The following is a 20,953-nucleotide window of genomic DNA, read 5'->3' as shown; positions in this document are numbered from 1 at the left end:
GCGGGCCCCGCGGTTTCCCCCAGCACCACCACCCCCCACCCCTCTCTCGGAGGTACCGCCATGCCCGCACCCGGGCGTTCCCCCCGCAGGCTTCTCGCCTCGCTCGCCGGTCTCGCGGTCGCCGCGACCGGCCTGTCCTTCGCGCCGCTCCCGGCGCACGCCGACCCCGCCGGCACCGGCCTCGTCATCAGCGAGGTGTACGGCGCCGGCGGCAACAGCGGCGCGCTCTACGACGCCGACTTCGTGGAGCTGTACAACCCCACGGACGCCGCCGTCGCGCTGACGGGCATGTCCATCCAGTACCGCTCCGCCGCAGGCAACCCGGGCTCGTCGCCGGCAGCGCTGACCGGCTCGGTCCCGGCCGGCGGGCACTACCTGATCCAGATGAGTGCGGCCGGCAGCACCGGCCAGCCGCTGAGCGGCGCCGACGCCGCGCCCGCGAAGTTCTCCATGGCCGCCGCCGGCGGCCAGGTGATCCTCGCCGGCACCACCTCCGCGATCACCGCCCAGGGCGACCTGGCGGGCGCTCCGAACGTGGTCGACATGGTGGGCGCCTCGGGTGCGACCAGCTACGAGTCCGCCGCGACCTCGTCCGGCGCGTCCTCGACCCGGTCGCTGAACCGGGCCGCCGGCGGGACCGACACCGACGTCAACGCGGCCGACTTCGTCCTCGCCGCGCCGACCCCGGTGGGCTCGGGCGGCGGGACCACGGAGCCCGAGCCCGAGCCCGAGCCGACCGCCGCGAGCATCCCGGAGATCCAGGGCAGCACCTCCGAGTCGCCGCTGGTCGGCGACACGGTGACCACGCGCGGCGTGGTGACCGCCGTGCCCGAGTTCCTCTACGGCTTCTACCTCCAGTCACCGACCGGTGACGGCGACGCCGCGACGTCCGACGGCGTCTTCGTCTACTACCCGAACGGCTCGGGCGACGTCACCGTCGAGGTGGGCCAGCACGTCGAGGTGACCGGCCAGGTCGCGGAGTACGCCGGCCAGACGCAGGTCCGTTCGACCGAAGCGGACACGACGGTGCTGGCCGAGAGCGCGCCGGCGCCGATCGCCTACGCCGGCGAGTGGCCCGCGACGGACGCCGAGAAGGAGGCGCTCGAGGGCATGCTCTTCAGCGCCGACGACTTCGAGTTCACCGTCACGAACACCTACTCGACCAACCAGTACGGCGAGGTGGGCCTGGCTCTCGGCGACCGGCCGCTGATCCAGCCGACGGAGGTCGCGGACGCGCAGGACGAGGCCGCGATCCGCGCGGTCGAGGATGACAACGCCGCGCGGGCGATCACCCTGGACGACGGGTCGAGCACCGACTACACCCGCACCCCGGGCCTGACCCCGGCGTACGTCTCCACGACGGCTCCGGTGCGCGTCGGCGCTCCGGCGGACTTCACCGAGGACGTGATCCTGACCGAGGGTGGCTCGCCCAGCGCGCCGACCTACCGGTTCCAGCCCGTGGAGTCGGTCGACGCGACGCGGGACTACACGGCCACGTCGCCGGTCGTCTTCGCCGACACCCGCACCGACGCTCCCGACGAGGCGCTGCTGAGCGCCGACGGCACGCCCGACGTCAAGGTCGCGGCCTTCAACGTCCTGAACTACTTCACGACGCTGGGCGCGGTGACGCCGGGTTGCCAGTCCTACGACCACCCGAGCGGGGAGGAGAACAACGTCCGCACGGGCTGCGACCCGCGCGGTGCCTGGGACGCCGAGGACCTCCGGCGCCAGCAGGAGAAGATCGTCACGGCCATCAACGCGCTCGACGCCGACGTCGTGGGCCTGATGGAGATCGAGAACTCCGCGCGCCTCGGGGAGACCCCCGACGAGGCCACGCGGACGCTGGTCGACGCCCTGAACGCCGCCGCCGGTTCCGACCTGTGGGCGGCGAACCCGTCCTCCGACGAGCTGCCGCCGGCAGCCGAGCAGGACGTGATCACGAACGCGATCATCTACAAGCCGGCCGCGGTCGAGCGGGTGGGTGAGGCTCGTGCCCTGGACGCGAAGGAGGGGGCGTTCCGCAACGCCCGCGAGCCGATCGGCCAGGTCTTCCGTCCGGTCGACGGCGGTGAGGAGTTCCTCTACGTCGTCAACCACTTCAAGTCCAAGGGCTCCGGCGTGGACGACGGCACCGGGCAGGGCAACGCCAACCCGGACCGCGTGGCGCAGGCCGAGGCCCTGGTCGAGTGGGTCGACGGGGTGCAGGCCGAGGCGGGCGTCGAGGCGGTCCTGCTCGGCGGCGACTTCAACGCCTACACGATGGAGGACCCGATGCAGGTCCTCTACGGCGAGGGCTACCGGGACGTCGTCACCGCGGCGGGCACCGGCGAGTTCTCGTACTCGTTCAGCGGCCTCTCCGGCTCGCTCGACCACATCGTCGCCAACGCGGCCGCGATGGAGCACCTCACCGGCGCGGACATCTGGAACATCAACGCGCCCGAGTCCATCGCCCTCGAGTACAGCCGCTTCGGCTACCACGGCACCGACTTCCACGTGCCGGGCCCGTACCGCTCCTCCGACCACGACCCGGTCGTCGTCGGTCTCGACCTGACCGACGACACCGAGGTCCCCGAGCTGGCCGAGCCGACCATCACGGCCAAGCACGCGCCGCAGCGGGTCTGGGCCGGCAGCACCCGGACCAAGCTCAAGGTCCGGGTCACGGCTCGCGGCGAGCGCCCCACCGGCCTCGTCGAGGTGACGCTCGCCGACGGCACGACCCTCGTCGCGCGGCTGAAGAACGGCAAGGCCGACGTCCGGCTGCCTCGGTTCGAGGCTCCCGGTGACCACCGGGTCACCGTGACCTACCGGGGCGACGACACCGTCGCCGCGGGCTCCCTCACCCACACCATCCGGGTCGACAAGAAGAAGGGCAAGGGCGGGCACCGCTGACGCGGCGTCACCCAGCAGCGCCCCGCGACGGGGGTCGGCCCACCAGGGCCGGCCCCCGTCGGCGTGCCGGTGCCGCTCCCGGCCGGCCGGCCGGGAGCTCACCACCTCAGCGGTCGACCGGTGGATCCGCCCTCCGGCTGTCCGTCTCGGCCAGCACGAGCGCCGCCTGGACGAGCGTCAGGTGGCTGAAGGCCTGGGGGAAGTTGCCGGTCATCCGGTTGGCGACGGGGTCGTACTCCTCCGACAGCAGGCCGACGTCGTTGACGAGCGTGGCCAGGTGGTCGAAGAGGGAATGGGCGTCGTCCAGTCGCCCGGCGAGGGCGTACGCGGAGACCAGCCAGAACGAGCAGGGGAGGAAGGGGTGCTCGTCGCCGGAGAGCCCGTCGACGCCGGTCTCGGTGCGGTAGCGCAGCACCAGCCGGTCGCGCACCAGCTCCCGCTCGACCGCCTCGATGGTGCCGAGGACGCGCGGGTCGTCGCCGGGCAGGAACCCGACGAGGGGGAGCACCAGCAGCGAGGCGTCGACCTCGTCGGTGTCGTAGTGCTGGGTGAACGTGCGCTTGTGCTCGTTCCAGCCGCGGGTGAGGACCTCCTCGCGCACCTCGTCGCGGATCCGCCGCCACTCCTCGACCGGCCCCGCCAGGTCGTGCTCCTCGACTGCCCGCACCGCGCGATCGAACGCCACCCACACCATCGCCTTGGAGTGGGTGAAGTGGCGCGGCTCGCCGCGGATCTCCCAGATCCCGTGGTCGGGCTCGCGCCAGTGCTTGGCCAGGTCGTCGACCAGTGCGCGCTGGAGCGCCCAGGCGTCGGGGTCGGCCTGTCCGCGGGCGGTGCGCACGCGGTCGAGGGCGTCCATCACCTCGCCGAGCACGTCGTGCTGCTGCTGCACGGCCGCGCCGTTGCCGATCCGGACGGGCAGCGAGCCCTCGTAGCCGGGCAGGTGCGGCAGCTCGTGCTCCGGTAGGCGGCGCGCGCCGTCGACGGCGTACATGATCTGGAGGTCCTCGGGGTCGCCGGCGACGGACCGGAGCAGCCAGTCCCGCCAGAGCATCGCCTCGTCGGTGTAGCCCGCGTCGATGAGCGACGTGATCGTCAGTGCCGCGTCGCGCAGCCAGCAGAAGCGGTAGTCCCAGTTCCGCTCGCCGCCGATCTCCTCCGGCAGCGACGTCGTCGGCGCCGCGACGATCCCGCCGGTCGTCTCGTGGGTCATCAGCCGCAGCGTCAGCAGGGACCGCTGCACGAGGTCGGCGTGGGGCACGTCCCCCCGGCACACCGCGATCCAGCTCTCGTCGTCCTCGATGCTCGCCTCGACCCGGTGGCCGAGGTCGTGGAGGTCGTCGAGCGGCACGTGCGAGGGCAACCAGGTCATCGTGAAGGTCAGGTCGTCGCCGGCGGCCACGTCGAAGACGTCGTTGTGGCTGTGGTCGCTTGCGCGGGGGAGCCGCGGACCGCTGAGCACGAGTTGGTCCGGGCCGGCGATCGCGACGATCACCTCCTCGCCCCGGATCCGGTGGCGGCGCACCCAGGGGTGCACCGCGCCGTAGTCGAGCCGGATCCGCCACTCGTGGCGCAGCCGCACCGTGCCCGACATCCCGGTGATGCGGCGTACGACGTCGGCCCGGTCGTCGCCCGGCGGCATGTGGTCGGTCAGCCGCACCACGCCGTCGGCGGTGGTGAACGTCGTCTCCAGCACCGACGAGGCGCCGAGGTAGCGCCGCTCGGTGGAGTAGACGCCGTCGGGCACCAGCTGCCAGTGACCGTGCTCGTTGGTGCCGAGCAGCGCGGCCAGGCAGGCGGGGGAGTCGAAGCGGGGGAGGCACAACCAGTCGATCGAGCCGTTGGTGCCGACGAGCGCCGCCGTGTGACGGTCCCCGATGAGCGCGTAGTCCTCGATCGGCAGAGCCATGCCGCGAGGCTAACGGGGCGGACCCACCCGCACTCCGAGGACGGGTGGCCGCGGGCCGTCACCGCGGTGGTCCTAGCATCGGGCGGGTGATCGACGTCGCCGCCCGCGTCCACCTGACCCTGCGTGCCAGTGGGCACACGATTGCCTCCGCCGAGTCGCTGACCGGCGGCCGGCTGGCGGTGAAGCTGACCGAGACGCCGGGCGCCTCCGAGACCTTCCTCGGCGGGGTCGTCACCTACGCCACCGAGCTCAAGCACAACCTGCTCGAGGTGCCGCAGGAGGTCATCGACGAGCACGGCGTCGTCTCCGCGGAGTGCGCCAAGGCGATGGCGGTCGGCGTGCGGAAGATGACCGGTGCGACGTACGGGGTGTCGACGACCGGCGTTGCCGGGCCGGGCGAGCAGGAGGGCAAGCCGGCGGGCACCGTGTTCGTCGGGCTGTCGGGCCCGGGACTGCTCAAGGCGCTCGAGCTCGAGCTCGGCGGAGATCGCGGCACGATCCAGGAGCTCACCGTGCAGCAGGCACTGTCGGCGCTCGAGGACATGCTGGGCACGGAAGAAATCGCGATCGGGTAGCGTTGACCAACCGACCAGGAAGGGGAACCCGCATGGTGCTGTTTCGTCGGCTTCTCGGCGACGTGCTCCGCGAGCGCAGGATGCAGCGCGGGATGACCCTCCGCCAGGTCTCGGCCGAGGCCCGCGTCAGCCTCGGTTACATCTCGGAGATCGAGCGCGGCCAGAAGGAAGCCTCCTCCGAGCTGCTCGCGTCCCTGTGCAGCGCCCTCGACGTCCCGCTCAGCGACGTCCTGCGCGACGTCTCCTCCGCGGTCGCCGTCGAGGAAGCCGCCCTGGCCCCCATCCCGATCACCGTCAGCAAGGTCGCGGCACGCCGCGGCGCCGGCGAGGTCGTCGCCTCCGCCGCCTGACGCTGCTGGTCGGTCAGCCCGACCGGCTCGGCTGGCAGGACGGGCACCAGTACGCCGCGCGCTCGCGGCCGGCGGGCCCGGTCATGGTCACCGCGATCGGCGTGCGGCACCGGCGGCACGGCGACCTGTCCCGCCGGTAGACCCACATCCGCTCCCGCTCGCGCAGGGCGCCGGTGGTGGACTGCACCGCACGCTCCTTGTTGACCTCGAGCATCTGCTTGCCGCGGCGGACCAGCCGCGGCAGGTTGCCCACCGCGGCGACCGGGTCACGCGGGTCGACGCCGGAGACGAAGCAGAGCTCGGCCATGTACATGTTGCCGATGCCGGCGAGGTTGCGCTGGTCCAGCAGGGCCTCACCGATCGGCCGGTCCGGCTCGGCGAGGAGCCGGCGCAGCGCCTCGTCCTCGTCCCAGTCGGGCCCGAGCAGGTCCGGGCCCAGGTGACCGACCACCGAGTCCTCCTCGGCGGTCGGCAGCAGCTCGACGATGCCGAGGGTGAACCCGACGGCGACGCGGTCGTCGGTGGTGAGGACCACCCGCGCCTGGTGCGCAGGCCGCTTCCACGGCTCGCCGCGCCGGTGCACCCGCCACGCGCCCTCCATCTTCAGGTGGGTGTGCAGCGTCCAGGACCCCTGGTTGCCGTCGATCCGCGTGAGGATGTGCTTGCCGCGGGACAGCGACCGCACGACCGTCGAGCCGGCGAGGTCGACCGTCGCGTGCTGCGGGACGCGGAAGTCCGTGCGCTCGAGCACGTGGCCCGACAGCGTGCGGTCCAGCAGCCGCGCCGCTCGGTGGACGGTGTCGCCCTCAGGCACCGGCACCTCGCAGCCGCAGGCCCTTGGGCGTCGAGACGAACCCGGCCGCAGTCAGCGCCTCGCGCAGCGGCGTCGCCCCGGAGCCGAGCAGCTGCTCGCCGTCGGCACGCTCCACGGTCAGCCGGCCCAGCGAGCCGCGGCGCGCGGCCTCGGCCAGCGCCTGGGCGGCCGGCGTGAGCCGGTCCTCCTCGTCGGACCAGGTCAGCAGGGTGCGGCCGCCGCGCTCGACGTACATCGTCAGCACGCCGTCGACCAGCACCACCATCGCGCCCGCCTTCCGGCCTGGGCGGTGGCCGGCGGCCGGCTTGCCGTCGCCCGCCTCGCTCTCGACGACCCGCTCGGGCCACGGGAGCGCGGCGCCGTAGGGGTTGGCCGGATCGGTCGCGGCCAGCGCGACCGCGACGGGCTTGGCGTCGGGCGCCAGCTCGGAGAACGTGCGCAGCCGGTCGATCGCGCCGGAGGTGCCGAACTGCGCGGCGCCCAGGCCCTCGACGAAGTAGCCGCGCCGGCAGCGCCCGGAGTCCTCGAACGCCGACAGCACCTTGTACGCCGCCGCGAACCCGCCCGGGAGCCGCTCGCTCACGACCGCACCGCGGATCACGACGCCGTGCCGGTCCAGCAGCCGCTCGGCGGTGGCGTGCGCGCGCCGGGTGGGGTCGTCGTCGATCTCGGGGAGCACCGCCCAGCGGCCGGCGGTCTCCGGCGGGCCGGTGCGCGCGGGCATCCGGCCGCGGGTGGTCTGGCTCATCCGCACCCGCGGCGCCGCCCGCTTCGTGCGGTGGCTGGCCGAGCCGGCGCGCACGAGCGCGCGCAGCGGGGTGAGCGTGTCGTTGCTGATCCGACCCGCCCACACCAGGTCCCACAGCGCGGCGGAGACGGCCGGGTCCGGGGTGGCGCCGACGACCCCGGTGACGGTGTCGGCGAGCTGGCGGAAGAAGTAGGCGCCGCCGGGCGCGAGCGCGTCCAGGATCGCCTGGTGGAGCTCGCTGTGCTCGAACGGCTCGTGCTCGGGCAGCGTCAGGTGTGCGGAGTCGGCGAGGTGGAGCGAGACCCAGCCGTCGGACCCGGGGAGCGCGCCGTGGCCGGCCCAGACCACCTCGCCGGACGCGGTGAGCTCGTCGAGGTAGGAGGACTCGTAGTCGCGCACCCGCGCCGAGAGCACGAGCGGCTCGAGGGCCGAGGCGGGGACCGGGCAGCCGGCGAGCTGCTCGATGACCGTGAGCACGCCGTCGACGCCGCGCGGTCCGCGGCCGGTGCCGGTGTCGACGTGCTGCCAGGCGGTGAGGAAGCGGCCGAGCGCGGCCGGCTCGACGGGCTCGACCTCCTTGCGCAGGCGCGCGAGCGAGCGGCGGCGCAGGCGGCGGAGCACCTCGGCGTCGCACCACTCCGAGCCGGAGCCGGACGGGCGGAACTCCCCGTCGAGCACCCGCCCCTGACCGGCCAGGCGCTGGAGGGTGTGCCGGACGACGGCCTGGCCGAGCCCGAGCCGGTCCGCGCACTGCTCGGTCGTGAAGGGTCCGTGGGTGCGCGCGTAGCGCGAGACCAGGTCGGCGAGGGGGTCCTCGACCGGCTCGGTGAAGACCGATGGCGTGCCGGATGGCACGGCGACGCCGAGCCCGTCGCGCAGCCGCCCGACGTCCTCGATCGCCGTCCACCGCTCCTCGCCGGCCATCCGGACCTCGGCGACGCGGCGCGCGTCGGCGAGCGTGCGCAGCCAGCCGGCGGCGTCGCCACCCTCGACGCAGCGCAGGGCGACCTCGGCGGTCGTCAGCGGACCGAGCCCGCGCAGCAGGTCGGCGACGCCCTCGGCGTCCCGGGCCCGGCGGTCGGGGTGCAGGCGCTGCACCTCGGCCTCGACCTCGGCGAGCACGTCGGGGTCGAGCAGCTCGCGCAGCTCCGCGCGGCCGAGGAGCTCGGCGAGCAGCCCCTGGTCGAGCGAGAGGGCCGCCGCCCGGCGCTCGGCGATCGGGGAGTCACCCTCGTACATGAACTGCGCGACGTACCCGAACAGCAGGCTGCGCGCGAACGGCGAGGGTGCGTGCGTGGAGACGTCGACCACCTGCACCTCGCGCCGGTCGACGCTGCGCATCAGCGCGACCAGGGAGGGCAGGTCGTAGACGTCCTGGAGGCACTCGCGGACGGCCTCGAGGACGATGGGGAACGACGGGTACTTCGAGGCGACCTCCAGCAGCGCTGCCGAGCGCTGGCGCTGCTGCCACAGCGGCGACCGGCGACCCGGGTCGCGCCGCGGGAGCAGCAGGGCGCGGGCGGCGCACTCGCGGAAGCGGGAGGCGAAGAGCGCCGACCCGCCCACCTCGGTGGTGACCAGGTCCTCGACCTCCTCGGCCTCGAACACCACGACGTCACCGCCGGGCGGGTCCGCGTCGGTGTCGGGGATCCGGATGACGATGCCGTCGTCGGAGGCGACCGCCTGGCCGTCCACGCCGTACCGCTCGCGCAGCCGGGCGTTGATCGCCAGCGCCCAGGGCGCGTGCACCGGCGTGCCGAAGGGGGAGTGCAGCACCAGGCGCCAGTCGCCGAGCTCGTCGCGGAACCGCTCGACCACGAGCGTCCGGTCGGTCGGCAGCGTGTTGGTCGCCTCGAGCTGCTCGTGGAGGTAGGTGACGAGGTTGCCGGCGGCGTACGCGTCCAGACCGCGCTCCCGCGCGACCGCCTCGGCCCTCGACGGCGGCAGCGCGCCCAGCTCCCGGGTGAACGAGCCGATGGCGGCGCCGAGCTCGGCGGGGCGGCCGGGGGCGTCGCCCTTCCAGAACGGCAGCCGGCCCGGGATGCCCGGCGCCGGCGTCACCAGCACGCGGTCGTGGGTGATGTCCTCGATCCGCCAGCTGGTCGCGCCGAGGGCGAAGATGTCGCCGACGCGCGACTCGTAGACCATCTCCTCGTCCAGCTCGCCGACCCGCTTGCCCGGGCCTTCACCCCCGACGAGGAAGACCCCGAACAGCCCCCGGTCGGGAATGGTGCCGCCGCTGGTCACGGCGAGCCGCTGCGCGCCGGGGCGACCGGTGAGCGTGCCGTTGACGCGGTCCCACACGATGCGCGGGCGCAGCTCGGCGAACTCGTCGGAGGGGTAGCGGCCGGCGAGCAGGTCCAGCACGGCGTCGTAGGCCGAGCGGGGGAGCCCTGCGAACGGCGCGGTGCGGCGGACCAGCTCGAAGAGGTCGTCGGCCTGCCACGCCTCCATCGCGGTGACGGCGACGACCTGCTGGGCCAGCACGTCGAGCGGGTTGGTGGGGACGCGCAGCGACTCGATCGCGCCGGTGCGCATCCGCTCGACGGCGACCGCGGTCTGCGCGAGGTCGCCGCGGTGCTTGGGGAACAGCACGCCCCGGGAGACCTCGCCGACCTGGTGGCCGGCCCGACCGACGCGCTGCAGGGCGCTCGCGACGCTGGGCGGGGACTCGATCTGGACGACCAGGTCGACCGCGCCCATGTCGATGCCGAGCTCGAGGCTGCTGGTGGCGACGACGGCCGGGATCCGGCCGCGCTTCAGGTCGTCCTCGATGAGCGCGCGCTGGTCCTTCGACACCGAGCCGTGGTGGGCCTTGGCGACGACCGTCGCGTACGGGTCGTCGGCCGAGACCGGGCGGGAGGACCCCGACTGCGCCATCACCTGGGCCGGCGGCCCGGTCTGCCCGCCGCCGGTCTGGCGCTCGAGCGCGTCGGGAGGCGGCGCGGCCCGCTCGGTGGCGATCTCGTTGAGCCGGGCGGTCAGCCGCTCGGCCAGCCGCCGGGAGTTGGCGAAGACGATCGTCGAGCGGTGCTGCTCGATCAGGTCGACGACGCGCTCCTCGACGTGCGGCCAGATGGACTGCGCGCGAGCCGGGTCCTCGGAGTCCTCGTCGTACCCCTCCGGCGCCGTCATGTCCTCGACGGGGACGACGACCTGGAGGTCCCACTCCTTCGAGGCGGGCGGCGCGACGATCTCGACCGGGGCGCTGCCACCGAGGAAGCGGGCGACCTCCTCCAGCGGCCGGACGGTCGCCGAGAGGCCGATGCGCTGCGCCGGGCGCTCCAGGAGCGCGTCGAGCCGCTCGAAGGTGAGCGCGAGGTGCGCGCCGCGCTTGGTGCCGGCGACCGCGTGGACCTCGTCGAGGATCACCGTCTCCACACCGCGCAGCGACTCGCGCGCCTGCGAGGTGAGCATCAGGAACAGCGACTCCGGCGTCGTGATCATGATGTCGGGCGGGCTGGTGACCAGCTTGCGGCGGTCGGCCGCCGGGGTGTCGCCGGAGCGCACGCCCACGGTCACCTCCGGCACCTGGGTGCCGAGCCGGTCGGCGGTCTGCCGGATGCCGGTCAGCGGGGTGCGCAGGTTGCGCTCGACGTCGACCGCGAGGGCCTTGAGCGGGGAGACGTAGAGGACGCGGCAGCGCTTCTGCTTGTCGTCGGGCCGCGGCTCGGTCAGCAGCCGGTCCAGCGACCACAGGAACGCCGAGAGCGTCTTGCCCGAGCCGGTCGGCGCCACGACCAGAGCGTGCCGGCCCGCGCCGATCGCCTCCCAGGCGCCCGCCTGCGCCGGCGTCGGCGCCGCGAACGCGGCGCGGAACCACGTGCGGGTCGCGTCGCTGAACCGGTCCAGCGCGCCGGTGGTGTCGGTCGGGTCGGGCACGTCGTCCATCCTCGCTCAGGGCACCGACAGTTCTCCTGGTCGAGCGGTCGGAGGCGCCGCAGGGCGCTTGTGCGGACCGTTGCCCGGGTACGTTCGGGAGCATGAGCCACGAGCACCAGCACGACGCCACGGACCAGGACCGCATCGACCGCCGCGCGGAGCTCCTGCCCGAGGAGGAGACCGTCGGCAGCGCGGACCCCGAGGCCCAGGCCGAGGCGATCCTCGAGGAGTCCGACGCCCGCACCGAGGACCCGGAGGGCACCCAGGGCGAGTTCGGCCAGACCGGCGCCCGCACCTCCGAGCAGGCCAGCCACACGCCCACCGGCGCCTGAGGCGCCGCTCCGCCCAGGTGAGGTGGCGTGACTGCTGTCACGTCCGGCCGTTGTACGTCGCGTGACGAGACGTCTGGCGACAGCGGTGGCAGCAGTGGTGGCGATGGTCGTCGCGGGAGCGGGCGCCCTGGCGCCCGTGCCCGGCACGGCAGGGGCTGCCCAGGCGGCCGCCGGTCCGTGCGCGGCGTGGATGGACCGCGGCAAGACCGCGGACCAGCGCGCCGACGCCCTGGTGGCGGCGATGGACCTGCCGCAGAAGCTCCACATGCTCACCTTCGACGACCCGCCGTGGTTCCTCTACTACGGCACGGCCGGCCACGTCGGCGCGACGCCGGAGCTGTGCATCCCCGACCTTGTCCTCAGCGACGCCGGGTCCGGCGTGGCGGGCCTGCAGATCGCGACCACGACGTTCCCCTCCGGCGTCGCGCAGGCCTCCACCTGGGACCCCGTGCTTCAGCGTCGGCTCGGCCGCGCGATCGGCAAGGAGGCGCACCAGAAGGGCATCAACGTGATGCTCGCGCCCGGGATGAACATCGCGCGGACGTCGTTCGGCGGCCGCAACTTCGAGTACTTCGGCGAGGACCCGCACCTCGCGGCGCGCACCGCGGTCTCGGTGATCAGGGGCATCCAGGACAACCCGGTGCTGGCCGATGCCAAGCACTTCGCGGTCAACAATCAGGAGACCGACCGGATGACCGTGGACGCACGCGTCGGCGAGCGGGCGATGCGGGAGATCTACCTTCCCGCGTTCGAGGCCGCGGTCAAGGAGGCCCGGGTCGGCTCGGTCATGTGCGCCTACAACCGCGTCAACGGTCCCTACGCCTGCCAGAACGACGCGCTCCTCACCAAGGTGCTCCGCGACGACTGGGGCTTCGACGGGTTCGTGGTCTCCGACTGGGGCGCGGTGCACTCCACCGCCCGCTCGGCGATGGCCGGGCTGGACCTGGAGATGAACGCCGTCGAGAGCCCGCTGCCGACCGGCGGCATCTACGGCGCGGGCAACCGGTTCTTCGGCGCCGACCATCTCCGCGCCGCGCTCCGCAGCGGTGCGCTGACGCGCGCGCGACTGGACGACATGGTCCGCAACATCGTGCGACCGATGTTCGAGCACGGGCTCTTCGACCGGCCGGTGCGCCCCGGTCTGCTGCCGTTCATCCGGGACGTCAGCTCGCCGGCCCACCTCTCCCTCGCCCGCCGGGTGGCTGCCGAGGGCACTGTCCTGCTCAAGAACCGCAGCGCCCTGCTCCCGCTCGACCGGGCCGGCGGGCGCACCAGCGCCGTGATCGGCTGGGCCGCCAACCCGGTCGGCGCGGCCAACGCCACAGCTGGGGGCGGCTCGTCGCACGGCTCGGGCCTGCCGCCGCGCGTCGTCTCGCCGCTGCAAGGCATCCTCGCGCAGGCGGCACGGAACGGTGACCGCGTCGTGTACGTCGAGGGCTCGACCGGCCTCGACGCCCGGCTCGCGGCCGCGGCGGCCGACGTGGCGGTCGTCGTCGCCACCGACGGCGCGACCGAGGGCTCCGACCGGCCGGACCTCGGCCTGCGGCCCAGCGTGTGCCTCACGGTCTTCTGCAGCGCGATCCCCATCGAGCAGGAGCGGATGATCGAGGCGGCCACCGCCGCCAACCCGCGGACCGTCGTCGTCCTCGACGTCGGCGGCCCGGTGCGGATGCCGTGGCTGGCGAAGGCCGGCGCCGTCCTGGTCCCGTGGTACGGCGGCCTCGAGCACGGCAACGCCCTGGCCGACGTGCTCTACGGCGTCCGCGAGCCCGGCGGCCGGCTGCCCCAGACCTTCCCGACCGCCGAGCGGCAGGTGCCGTTCACGCGGGCGCAGTACCCCGGCAAGGCCGGCCGGGCGACGTACTCCGAGGGCCTGCTGGTCGGCTACCGCTGGTTCGACGCCAAGCGGAAGGAGCCGATGTTCCCCTTCGGCTACGGCCTCGGCTACACGCGCTTCCGCTACTCCGGCCTCGCCGTGCGTCGCGACGGCGCCGGCGCGGTCGTCTCGTTCCGGGTGACCAACACCGGCGGGCGGGCCGGCGCCGACGTCCCGCAGGTGTACGTCGCCGCACCGGCCGGCCGCGGGGAGCCGCCGCGCCAGCTCAAGGGGTTCCGCAAGGTGCGCCTGGCCGCGGGCCGGTCGACGCAGGTGCGGGTGCGCCTGGACCGCCGCGCGTTCGCCCGCTGGGACAGCCGCCGCGACCGGTGGGCGGTCGACCCGGGCCGCTACGGCGTGCTCGTCGGGCCGCACTCCCGCGACCTCCGCCTGCGCGACTCGGTGCGGATGGGCTGAGGCCGCGACTACCCTCGCCAGGGACTCGGGACCGGAGGTGGTCGGCGTGGCTCGTCGCTGGACGGGACGGACGTGGGTGGCGGCGGTGGCCGCCGTGCTGGTGGTGACGCTGGTCGTGGTGGTGTGGGTGCGCGACCACCGTCGCGACGAGGAGTGGGCGCACGGCGGCGACGACGTGCAGGTCGGCGCCCAGGTGGCGGCCGCCCGCGGCCGGGCCTTCGCGGACGCGGTGGAGGCGGCCGGCGGACCGCGGCGGCCGGCCCTGCCGGGGCCGCAGGGCGTCGCCGTGCGGGTGGAGTGGTCGGGCTCGCCCGACCCCGACGGCTGGTACGAGTTCATCCTCCTCGACGGCCGCCTCGAGCCGGCCCGCCCGGTCCCGGCGGACAGCGCCTGGGCGCCGGGGGAGGAGACGGGTGCGAACTGGTCGGGTGCCTACGACGCGCTGGCCGAGCACTACCCGTGGCTGGCCCTGACGGCCGACCGGCGCGTGCCGGGTGGCTGGACCTCGGACGCCGACGCGCTCGGGCTCCGGGCTCGGACCATCGGCGCCGGCACGCTCGTCTACCGCCTGCCCCGGGCCGCGCTGCCCACATCGGCACCGGAGCGCGACCTGCGTCTGGCGATGGTCCACGTCGACGCCGACGGCGAGGTCAGGTGGGCGAAGGAGGTCCCGCTCGAGCCCCTGCCCGCGACAGCCGCTCCGCCGTCCGCCTGACCTCGTCGCGCAGCTCCCGCGGGCCGACCACCTCGAAGTCCGCACCGAACCGGGTCACGAGCGCGACCAGTCCGGCCCAGGACCACGACCCGACGACGAGTCGGCAGCGGTCGGGGCCGAGCGCCTCGACCATGCCGTCGGAGGCGAACGGGACGACCTCCGCTGCCGGGAGCGCGAGCACCACCTCGCCGCGACACGGCCAGTCCCCGGCGGAGCCCGTCGACCCGCGGAGCCGCCCGGTCAGGTACGTCGCCACGTCGGCGTCGCCGGGCAGGTCACGCGGCGTGAAGCGCGGGCCGGTCGGGGTGCGCGGCGCGATGCGGTCGACGCGGAAGACCCGCCAGTCGTCGCGGTCGAGGTCGAAGCCGACGAGGTACCACCGGCCCGCCCGCGTCACCACGTGGTGCGGCTCGACCCGGCGGGGCGGGGCGTCGGGGTCGCGCGGGCCGTCCGCACCGGCGTCGACCGGGCGGTGGTCGAACCGCAGCACCTCGCGGTCGCGCACCGCCGTGGTCAGCACGGCGATCACCGCAGGGTCCGCTGCGTCTCCCGAGGGGCGGCCCACCGTCGACACCTGCACCGCGTCGACCCGGTGCCGCAGCCGCGAGGGCATCACCTGCCGGACGGTCGCGAGCGCCCGGGCGGCGTCGTCCGCGACGGCCGCGCCGGACGCGGTGGCGGTCTGCAGCGCGACCGCGAGCGCGACCGCCTGCCCGTCGTCGAGCAGGAGCGGCGGCAGGTCGGGGCCGGCGCCGAGCCGGTAGCCGCCGTCGGGCCCGCGCGCCGTCTCGATCCGGTAGCCGAGGTCGCGCAGCCGCTCGACGTCACGGCGTACCGTCCGCTCGCTCACCTCCAGCCGCCGCGCCAGCGCCGGGCCCGGCCAGTCCCGGCGCGCCTGGAGCAGGGACAGGAGCGAGAGCAGCCGGCCGGTGGTGGACACGAGGACAGCCTGGTGCACGGAGCGGACAGGACCTGACCTGATCGACCGGTTGAGTCGCGTCGTGGCGGACCGACCGGCCCGCCAGCATCCTCGAAGGAGAACCCATGTCGATCAGCACCACCACCCACGTCAACCTGCGCGGCGAGGCCCGGGCCGCGCTGGAGCTCTACCGCTCGGTCTTCGGCGGCGAGCTGACTGTCGTGACCTACCGCGACGCCTCCGCCGTGCAGGACGAGGCGGAGGCCGACCGGGTCATGTGGGGCCAGGTGGTCTCCGACGCCGGCTTCCGTGTGATGGCGTACGACGTCCCGTCCGCGCTGCCGTGGGAGCAGGGCCAGGGGTCCTACTTCGTGTCCGTCCGCGGCGACGACGTCGACGAGGTCACCGGCTACTGGGAGCGGCTCGCCGAGCACGGGACCGTCGTGGTGCCGCTCGCGCCGGCGGGCTGGGCGCGGCTCTACGGCATGGTCCGCGACCCGTTCGGCGTCACGTGGGTGCTCGACGTCGCGGCGACATACCAGCCCGCCTGAGCCGTCCCCGGCCGGTCTCCTACGCTCCGGCCCATGGATGCGGTGGTCTACCGGACGTACGGCGAGCGGCCGACCGTCGAGGACGTGGCGGAGCCGGCCTGCCCGGCCGACGGGGTCGTGGTGCAGGTGACCGCGACCGGCGTGTGCCGGTCGGACTGGCACGCCTGGCAGGGCCACGACCCCGTGCCGCTGCCGATGGTGCCGGGCCACGAGCTCGCCGGCACGGTCGCGGAGGTCGGGCCGCAGGTCCGCGGCTGGTCGGTCGGCGACCGCGTGACCGTGCCGTTCGTCGTCGCGTGCGGACGCTGCGCGTGGTGCGCGGCGGGGGAGCACCAGGTGTGCCCGGACCAGCAGCAGCCGGGGTTCACGTACGCCGGGTCGTGGGCCGAGCGGGTCGCCGTGCCGGCCGCGGACACCAACCTGGTCCGGGTGCCCGACGAGCTGGACCTCGCGGCGGCCGCGGCGCTCGGGTGCCGGTTCGCGACGTCGTACCGCGCCCTGCGGGCGCACGGCGACCTGCGCGCCGGTCAGCACCTCGCCGTGCACGGCTGCGGCGGCGTCGGCCTCTCGGCGGTGATGATCGGCGTCGCGCTGGGCGCATCGGTCGTGGCGACCGACCTCGACCCCGCAGCCCGGGAGGCCGCCCGGGCGCTCGGGGCCGAGGTGGTCGACCCGGCCGCGGTCCCGGTCGCCGACGCCGTCCGCGGCCTCACCGGGGGCGGGGCGCACGTCTCGATCGACGCCGTCGGGTCGCCGACGACCGCGGCGGCCTCGGTCCGCTCGCTGCGCCGCCGTGGCCGGCACGTGCAGGTCGGCCTCCTGCTCGGCGAGCACGCCGCGCCGCCGCTGCCGATGGACGTCGTGGTCGCCCAGGAGCTCGCGGTGCTGGGCTCGCACGGGATGTCGGCGGCGGAGTACCCCGCCATGCTCGACCTCGTCACCGCCGGCACGCTCGACCCCGCCGCGCTCGTCACCCGCCGGATCGGCCTGGCCGAGGCCCCCGACGCGCTCGCGGCGCTGGGCACGCCGGGCGCGGCCGGGCCGGGCATCACGGTCATCCTGCCCGGGGGTGTCCCCGGCGCCGTCTAGGGTGCCGCCGTGGCAGTGGACACCTCGACCTCGATGATCTCCGCGCGCGGCCTGCGCAAGTCCTTCGGCGACTTCGAGGCGGTGCGCGGGATCGACGTCGACGTGCGCCGTGGCGAGGCGTTCGGCTTCCTCGGCCCGAACGGCGCGGGCAAGTCCTCGACGATGCGGATGGTCGCCGCCGTCTCGCCGGTCAGCGGCGGCGAGCTGCGGATCCTCGGCATGGACCCGGCCGTCGACGGGCCGGCGATCCGCAGCAGGCTCGGGGTCTGCCCGCAGGAGGACACCCTCGACACCGAGCTGAACGTCCGCGACAACCTCTACATCTACGGCCGCTACTTCGGGATGCCGAAGAAGGAGGTGCGCGAGCGGGTCGACGAGCTGCTGGAGTTCGTGCAGCTGACCGACAAGGCCGACGCGAAGGTCGAGGACCTCTCCGGCGGCATGAAGCGCCGGCTCACCATCGCCCGCTCGCTGGTCAACCGCCCCGACCTGCTGCTCCTCGACGAGCCGACGACCGGCCTGGACCCGCAGGCCCGGCACGTGCTGTGGGACCGGCTGTTCCGGCTCAAGCAGGCCGGCGTCACGCTCGTCATCACCACGCACTACATGGACGAGGCCGAGCAGCTCTGCGACCGGCTGGTCGTCATGGACAAGGGCCGGATCGCGGCCGAGGGGTCGCCGCTGGACCTGATCCGCGAGCACTCCACCCGGGAGGTGGCCGAGCTGCGGTTCGGCGTCGCGGCCGAGGGCGGCTCGCACGAGGCGGTCGCGGAGAAGGTCGCGGACCTCGGCGAACGGGTCGAGGTGCTGCCCGACCGGTTGCTCGTCTACAGCGCCGACGGTGAGGAGGTCGTGGCGAAGACGCTCGAGCGCGGGCTGCGGCCAGTGGCGACGCTGGTGCGACGCTCCACGCTGGAGGACGTGTTCCTGCGGCTCACCGGCCGGACGTTGGTGGACTGAGGTGCCCGTGACGCCCCGGACCGACCCCGACGCCCGCGGCGACCTGCCGCTGTGGACCGGCATCGCGCGGCAGGCCGACTACTGGTGGACGGTCTACAAGCGCACCTGGCGCTCCTCGGTGGTCAGCTCGTTCCTCGCCCCGCTGTTCTACGTCGTCGCGATGGGCGTCATCCTCGGCGGCTTCATCGAGGGCGACCCCGACCAGCTCGAGGGCGCCTCGTCGTACCTCGCCTTCGTCGTCCCCGGCCTCATCGCCGCCCACGCCATGCAGACCGCCGTGGGGGAGACGACGTACCCCGTCATGGGGTTGATCAAGTGGCAGAAGGTCTACGACTCGATGCTCGCGACCCCGCTCCAGGTCGGCCACCTCGTCGGGGCGACGCTCGGCTTCGTGTTGTTCCGGCTGGTCACGACGTGCGCGGTCTTCACCGCGGTGCTGGCGCCGTTCGGCGTCTACGAGTCGTGGTGGGGGCCGTTCCTCGCCTTCCTCGCCCAGGTGCTGACCGGCATGGCCTTCGCCGGGCTCGTCTACGGCTTCACGGCGCGGCTGCAGTCGGAGTCGGCGTTCGGGCTCCTCTTCCGGCTCGGCGTCTTCCCGCTGTTCCTCTTCTCCGGCGCGTTCTTCCCCGTCGACAACCTCGGCGCCGTCGGGTCGTGGGTCGCCCGGCTCACGCCGCTGTGGCACGGGGTGAACCTCTCGCGGATGCTCGCCCTCGACAACGTCACCTGGTGGCTGGCCGGCGTGAACGTCGCCGTGCTGCTCGTGCTGTGCGTCCTCGGGTGGTCCTGGTCGGTCACCGGGCTGCGGAAGCGGCTGGTCTCGTGAGCGACGTCTTCACCCCGCGCGAGCCGCTCCCGCCGCCGACCGCCTGGCAGGCGCTGCGGCTGCTCGTCCTGCGCAACTACATCGTCTACCGCGAGCACTGGAAGCTCTTCCTCACCGGTTTCCTCGAGCCGGTCTTCTACCTGTTCTCCATCGGCATCGGCGTCGGCCAGCTCATCGACTCCTTCACCTTCAACGGCCAGGAGGTGCCGTACGCCGCGTTCGTCGCGCCCGCGATGCTCGCCGCGTCCGCGTTCAACGGCGCGCTGCTGGACAGCACCTACAACGTCTTCTTCAAGCTGAAGTACGACAAGCTCTACGACCAGGTCCTCGCGACCCCGCTGACCACCTCCGACATCGCCCGCTCCGAGATCGTCTGGGGCCAGCTGCGCGGCGGCAGCTACTCCGCGGCGTTCCTGCTCGTCATGCTCGCGATGGGGCTCATCGACTCCTGGTGGGCGCTGCTCGCGCTGCCGGCCGCGCTGCTCATCGGCTTCGCGTTCAGCGCGGTGTGCATGGCCCTGACGACCTTCATGAAGAGCTGGCAGGACTTCGACAAGATCACCCTCGTCCAGGTGCCGCTGTTCCTCTTCTCGGCCACGTTCTTCCCGATCACCGCGTTCGACGGCTGGCTGCGCTGGGTGGTCGAGTGCACGCCGCTCTACCGCGGGGTCGTGCTGTGCCGCGAGCTCACCACCGGCGCGCTGTCGTGGTCCTCGGCCGTCTCGGTGGTCTACCTCGTCGTCATGGGGCTCGTCGGGCTGTACGTCGTCCGCCGCCGGCTGGACTCGCTGCTGCTCACCTGACCTCGCCCGGGTCGGTCGACGGGTGGTCGGGTCGGCCCGGGTCGTGGCGGCGACTACGGCGCAAATTGCGCGGTTGTGTCGCGGTCGACGGTGGTCGAGGCGCTGCTCCGGCGCAATTGCGCGGTTGTGTCGCGCGGGTGGCCCCGACCCCGCCGGTCAGAGCCGGCACTGCCAGAGCTCGGTGTCGATCCAGCGGTCGTGCTTGCGGCCGACCTCGCGGAGCACGCCGACCGGCTCGAAGCCGCTGCGGCGGTGCAGGGCCTGGCTGGCGGGGTTGGGCAGCGCGACGACGGCGAGGACGGTGCGGATGCCGTCGGCGCGGAGCAGGTCGAGCAGGCGCGCGTAGAGGGTCGTGCCGACGCCGCGCCCCTGGGCGGCCGGGTCGAGGTGGACCGACGCCTCGCGGGTGCGGGCGTAGGCGGGTCGCGGGCGGTACGGCGACGACGCGGCGTACCCGAGCACGACGCCGGCCTCCTCCGCCACGAGCAGGTGGTCGCCCGGGCCGAGGGCGGCCAGTCGCTGCTCCCAGTACGCCGTGCCCTGCGGCTCGAGGTCGAACGTCGCGACGCCGCTCAGCACCTGGTGGTCATAGATCGATCGCGGCGACCGCCGGCAGGTCGGCGGCGACGGCGGGACGGACCAGGACGGGCGCGGGCATGGCGGCATCCTGACGGACGACGGCAGGAAGTCGGCGGCGGGCGGCCGGCACGCACGGGAGGATGCGGGCATGACCACACCCAGCCCCGCACCCGAGGCACCCGAGGCACCTGACGCACCGGAGCCGGACAGCAAGGACTGGACGTGGGTGCTGGCGCGACCCTGCCCCGACTGCGGGTACGACGCCGCCTCGATCGACCGCGGGCGGCTCGGCGCGCTGGTGCGCGAGGACGCCGTCGCGTGGGAGCAGGTGCTGGCCGGGCCGGGGACCACCGAGCGGCCCGACCCCGCGACCTGGTCGCCCACCGAGTACGCCTGCCACGTCCGCGACGTGCACCGCGTCTTCGCCGAGCGCGTCGCACTCATGCTGGCGGAGGAGACGCCGACCTTCGAGAACTGGGACCAGGACGCCACCGCCGCGGCGGACCGCTACGACCTCCAGCGGCCCGAGGCGGTCCTGCCGCAGCTGGTCGGGGCCGCGGAGCGGGTCGCGGCGGCGTACGACGCCGTCCCCGACGACGCCTGGGAGCGCCGAGGGCTGCGCAGCAACGGCAGCGCGTTCACGGTCGACACGCTGGCGCGCTACCACCTGCACGACCTGGTCCACCACCGATGGGACGTCAGGTTGAGCCGCCGGTGAG

At 74.2% G+C, this 20,953-nt stretch carries 17 protein-coding genes; 12 read left to right on the top strand and 5 right to left on the bottom strand.

The window, feature by feature from the left end; translation table 11 throughout:
• The first annotated feature begins 60 nt into the window (after positions 1-60).
• Complete coding sequence (locus H7344_RS06520) at positions 61-2,889, top strand: ExeM/NucH family extracellular endonuclease (RefSeq protein WP_186345207.1); 2,829 nt, start codon at positions 61-63, stop codon at positions 2,887-2,889.
• Between the two features lie 106 nt (positions 2,890-2,995).
• On the opposite strand, the gene H7344_RS06515 is transcribed toward H7344_RS06520, so the two are convergent.
• Positions 2,996-4,798, bottom strand: a complete 1,803-nt coding sequence (locus tag H7344_RS06515; RefSeq protein ID WP_186345206.1) for a glycoside hydrolase family 15 protein — start codon at positions 4,796-4,798, stop codon at positions 2,996-2,998.
• An 86-nt stretch (positions 4,799-4,884) separates the two neighbouring features.
• On the opposite strand from H7344_RS06515, the gene H7344_RS06510 reads away from it, so the two are divergent.
• Positions 4,885-5,373 (top strand): CinA family protein, encoded by a 489-nt coding sequence (locus H7344_RS06510; RefSeq protein ID WP_229707071.1) that lies wholly within the window; start codon positions 4,885-4,887, stop codon positions 5,371-5,373.
• 32 nt (positions 5,374-5,405) lie between these two features.
• Positions 5,406-5,723, top strand: coding sequence for a helix-turn-helix domain-containing protein (locus H7344_RS06505; RefSeq protein WP_186345205.1), 318 nt, complete (start codon positions 5,406-5,408; stop codon positions 5,721-5,723).
• Positions 5,724-5,736: 13 nt separating this feature from the next.
• Here the strand turns inward: H7344_RS06505 and H7344_RS06500 are convergent, their stop codons facing one another.
• Positions 5,737-6,537, bottom strand: a complete 801-nt coding sequence (locus H7344_RS06500; protein ID WP_186345204.1) for an Fpg/Nei family DNA glycosylase — start codon at positions 6,535-6,537, stop codon at positions 5,737-5,739.
• Positions 6,530-11,176, bottom strand: coding sequence for an ATP-dependent helicase (locus H7344_RS06495; protein ID WP_186345203.1), 4,647 nt, complete (start codon positions 11,174-11,176; stop codon positions 6,530-6,532). Before H7344_RS06495 ends, H7344_RS06500 begins: the two co-directional genes overlap by 8 nt.
• Before the next feature lie 92 nt (positions 11,177-11,268).
• Between H7344_RS06495 and H7344_RS06490 the strand changes: the two genes are divergently transcribed.
• The 3 genes from H7344_RS06490 (at position 11,269) to H7344_RS06480 (ending at position 14,507) form a co-directional block, all read left to right on the top strand.
• Positions 11,269-11,499 (top strand): hypothetical protein, encoded by a 231-nt coding sequence (locus H7344_RS06490; protein WP_186345202.1) that lies wholly within the window; start codon positions 11,269-11,271, stop codon positions 11,497-11,499.
• 85 nt (positions 11,500-11,584) lie between these two features.
• Entirely contained in the window at positions 11,585-13,792 is a 2,208-nt protein-coding gene (locus tag H7344_RS06485) for a glycoside hydrolase family 3 C-terminal domain-containing protein (protein WP_186345201.1), read from the top strand.
• Positions 13,793-13,838: 46 nt separating this feature from the next.
• Complete coding sequence (locus H7344_RS06480) at positions 13,839-14,507, top strand: hypothetical protein (protein ID WP_186345200.1); 669 nt, start codon at positions 13,839-13,841, stop codon at positions 14,505-14,507.
• Here H7344_RS06480 and H7344_RS06475 read toward each other — a convergent pair.
• Entirely contained in the window at positions 14,443-15,447 is a 1,005-nt protein-coding gene (locus H7344_RS06475) for a helix-turn-helix transcriptional regulator (protein WP_229707072.1), read from the bottom strand. The two genes, H7344_RS06480 and H7344_RS06475, sit on opposite strands and share 65 nt — an antisense overlap.
• 104 nt (positions 15,448-15,551) lie before the next feature.
• Here H7344_RS06475 and H7344_RS06470 point away from each other — a divergent pair, with 104 nt between their 5' ends.
• The 5 genes from H7344_RS06470 to H7344_RS06450 are packed head-to-tail and all read left to right on the top strand — an operon-like array spanning position 15,552 to position 19,655.
• Positions 15,552-15,977 carry a VOC family protein gene (locus H7344_RS06470; RefSeq protein WP_186345198.1) on the top strand — a complete coding sequence of 142 codons (426 nt, stop codon included), beginning with the start codon at positions 15,552-15,554 and terminating at the stop codon, positions 15,975-15,977.
• Positions 15,978-16,010: 33 nt separating this feature from the next.
• Positions 16,011-17,066 (top strand): zinc-dependent alcohol dehydrogenase family protein, encoded by a 1,056-nt coding sequence (locus H7344_RS06465; protein ID WP_186345197.1) that lies wholly within the window; start codon positions 16,011-16,013, stop codon positions 17,064-17,066.
• 9 nt (positions 17,067-17,075) lie between these two features.
• Positions 17,076-18,026, top strand: coding sequence for an ABC transporter ATP-binding protein (locus tag H7344_RS06460; protein ID WP_444544111.1), 951 nt, complete (start codon positions 17,076-17,078; stop codon positions 18,024-18,026).
• A 7-nt stretch (positions 18,027-18,033) separates the two neighbouring features.
• A complete protein-coding gene (locus tag H7344_RS06455; RefSeq protein ID WP_229707073.1) occupies positions 18,034-18,852 on the top strand; it encodes an ABC transporter permease in 819 nt (272 codons plus the stop codon).
• Entirely contained in the window at positions 18,849-19,655 is an 807-nt protein-coding gene (locus tag H7344_RS06450; protein ID WP_186345196.1) for an ABC transporter permease, read from the top strand. The genes H7344_RS06455 and H7344_RS06450 overlap by 4 nt, the downstream gene beginning before the upstream one ends.
• A 156-nt stretch (positions 19,656-19,811) precedes the next feature.
• On the opposite strand, the gene H7344_RS06445 is transcribed toward H7344_RS06450, so the two are convergent.
• Positions 19,812-20,234 (bottom strand): GNAT family N-acetyltransferase, encoded by a 423-nt coding sequence (locus tag H7344_RS06445; RefSeq protein ID WP_222130331.1) that lies wholly within the window; start codon positions 20,232-20,234, stop codon positions 19,812-19,814.
• A gap of 148 nt (positions 20,235-20,382) precedes the next feature.
• Between H7344_RS06445 and H7344_RS06440 the strand changes: the two genes are divergently transcribed.
• On the top strand, positions 20,383-20,952 hold the full coding sequence (locus H7344_RS06440) for a DinB family protein (RefSeq protein ID WP_186345195.1): 570 nt from the start codon (positions 20,383-20,385) through the stop codon (positions 20,950-20,952).
• The last annotated feature ends 1 nt before the right edge of the window (position 20,953 follow it).

The organism is Nocardioides deserti (assembly GCF_014266025.1).
GTDB lineage: Bacteria > Actinomycetota > Actinomycetes > Propionibacteriales > Nocardioidaceae > Nocardioides > Nocardioides deserti.
Note: the sequence above shows the minus strand (reverse complement) of the source record. Positions and strands in the feature narration are given on the sequence as shown.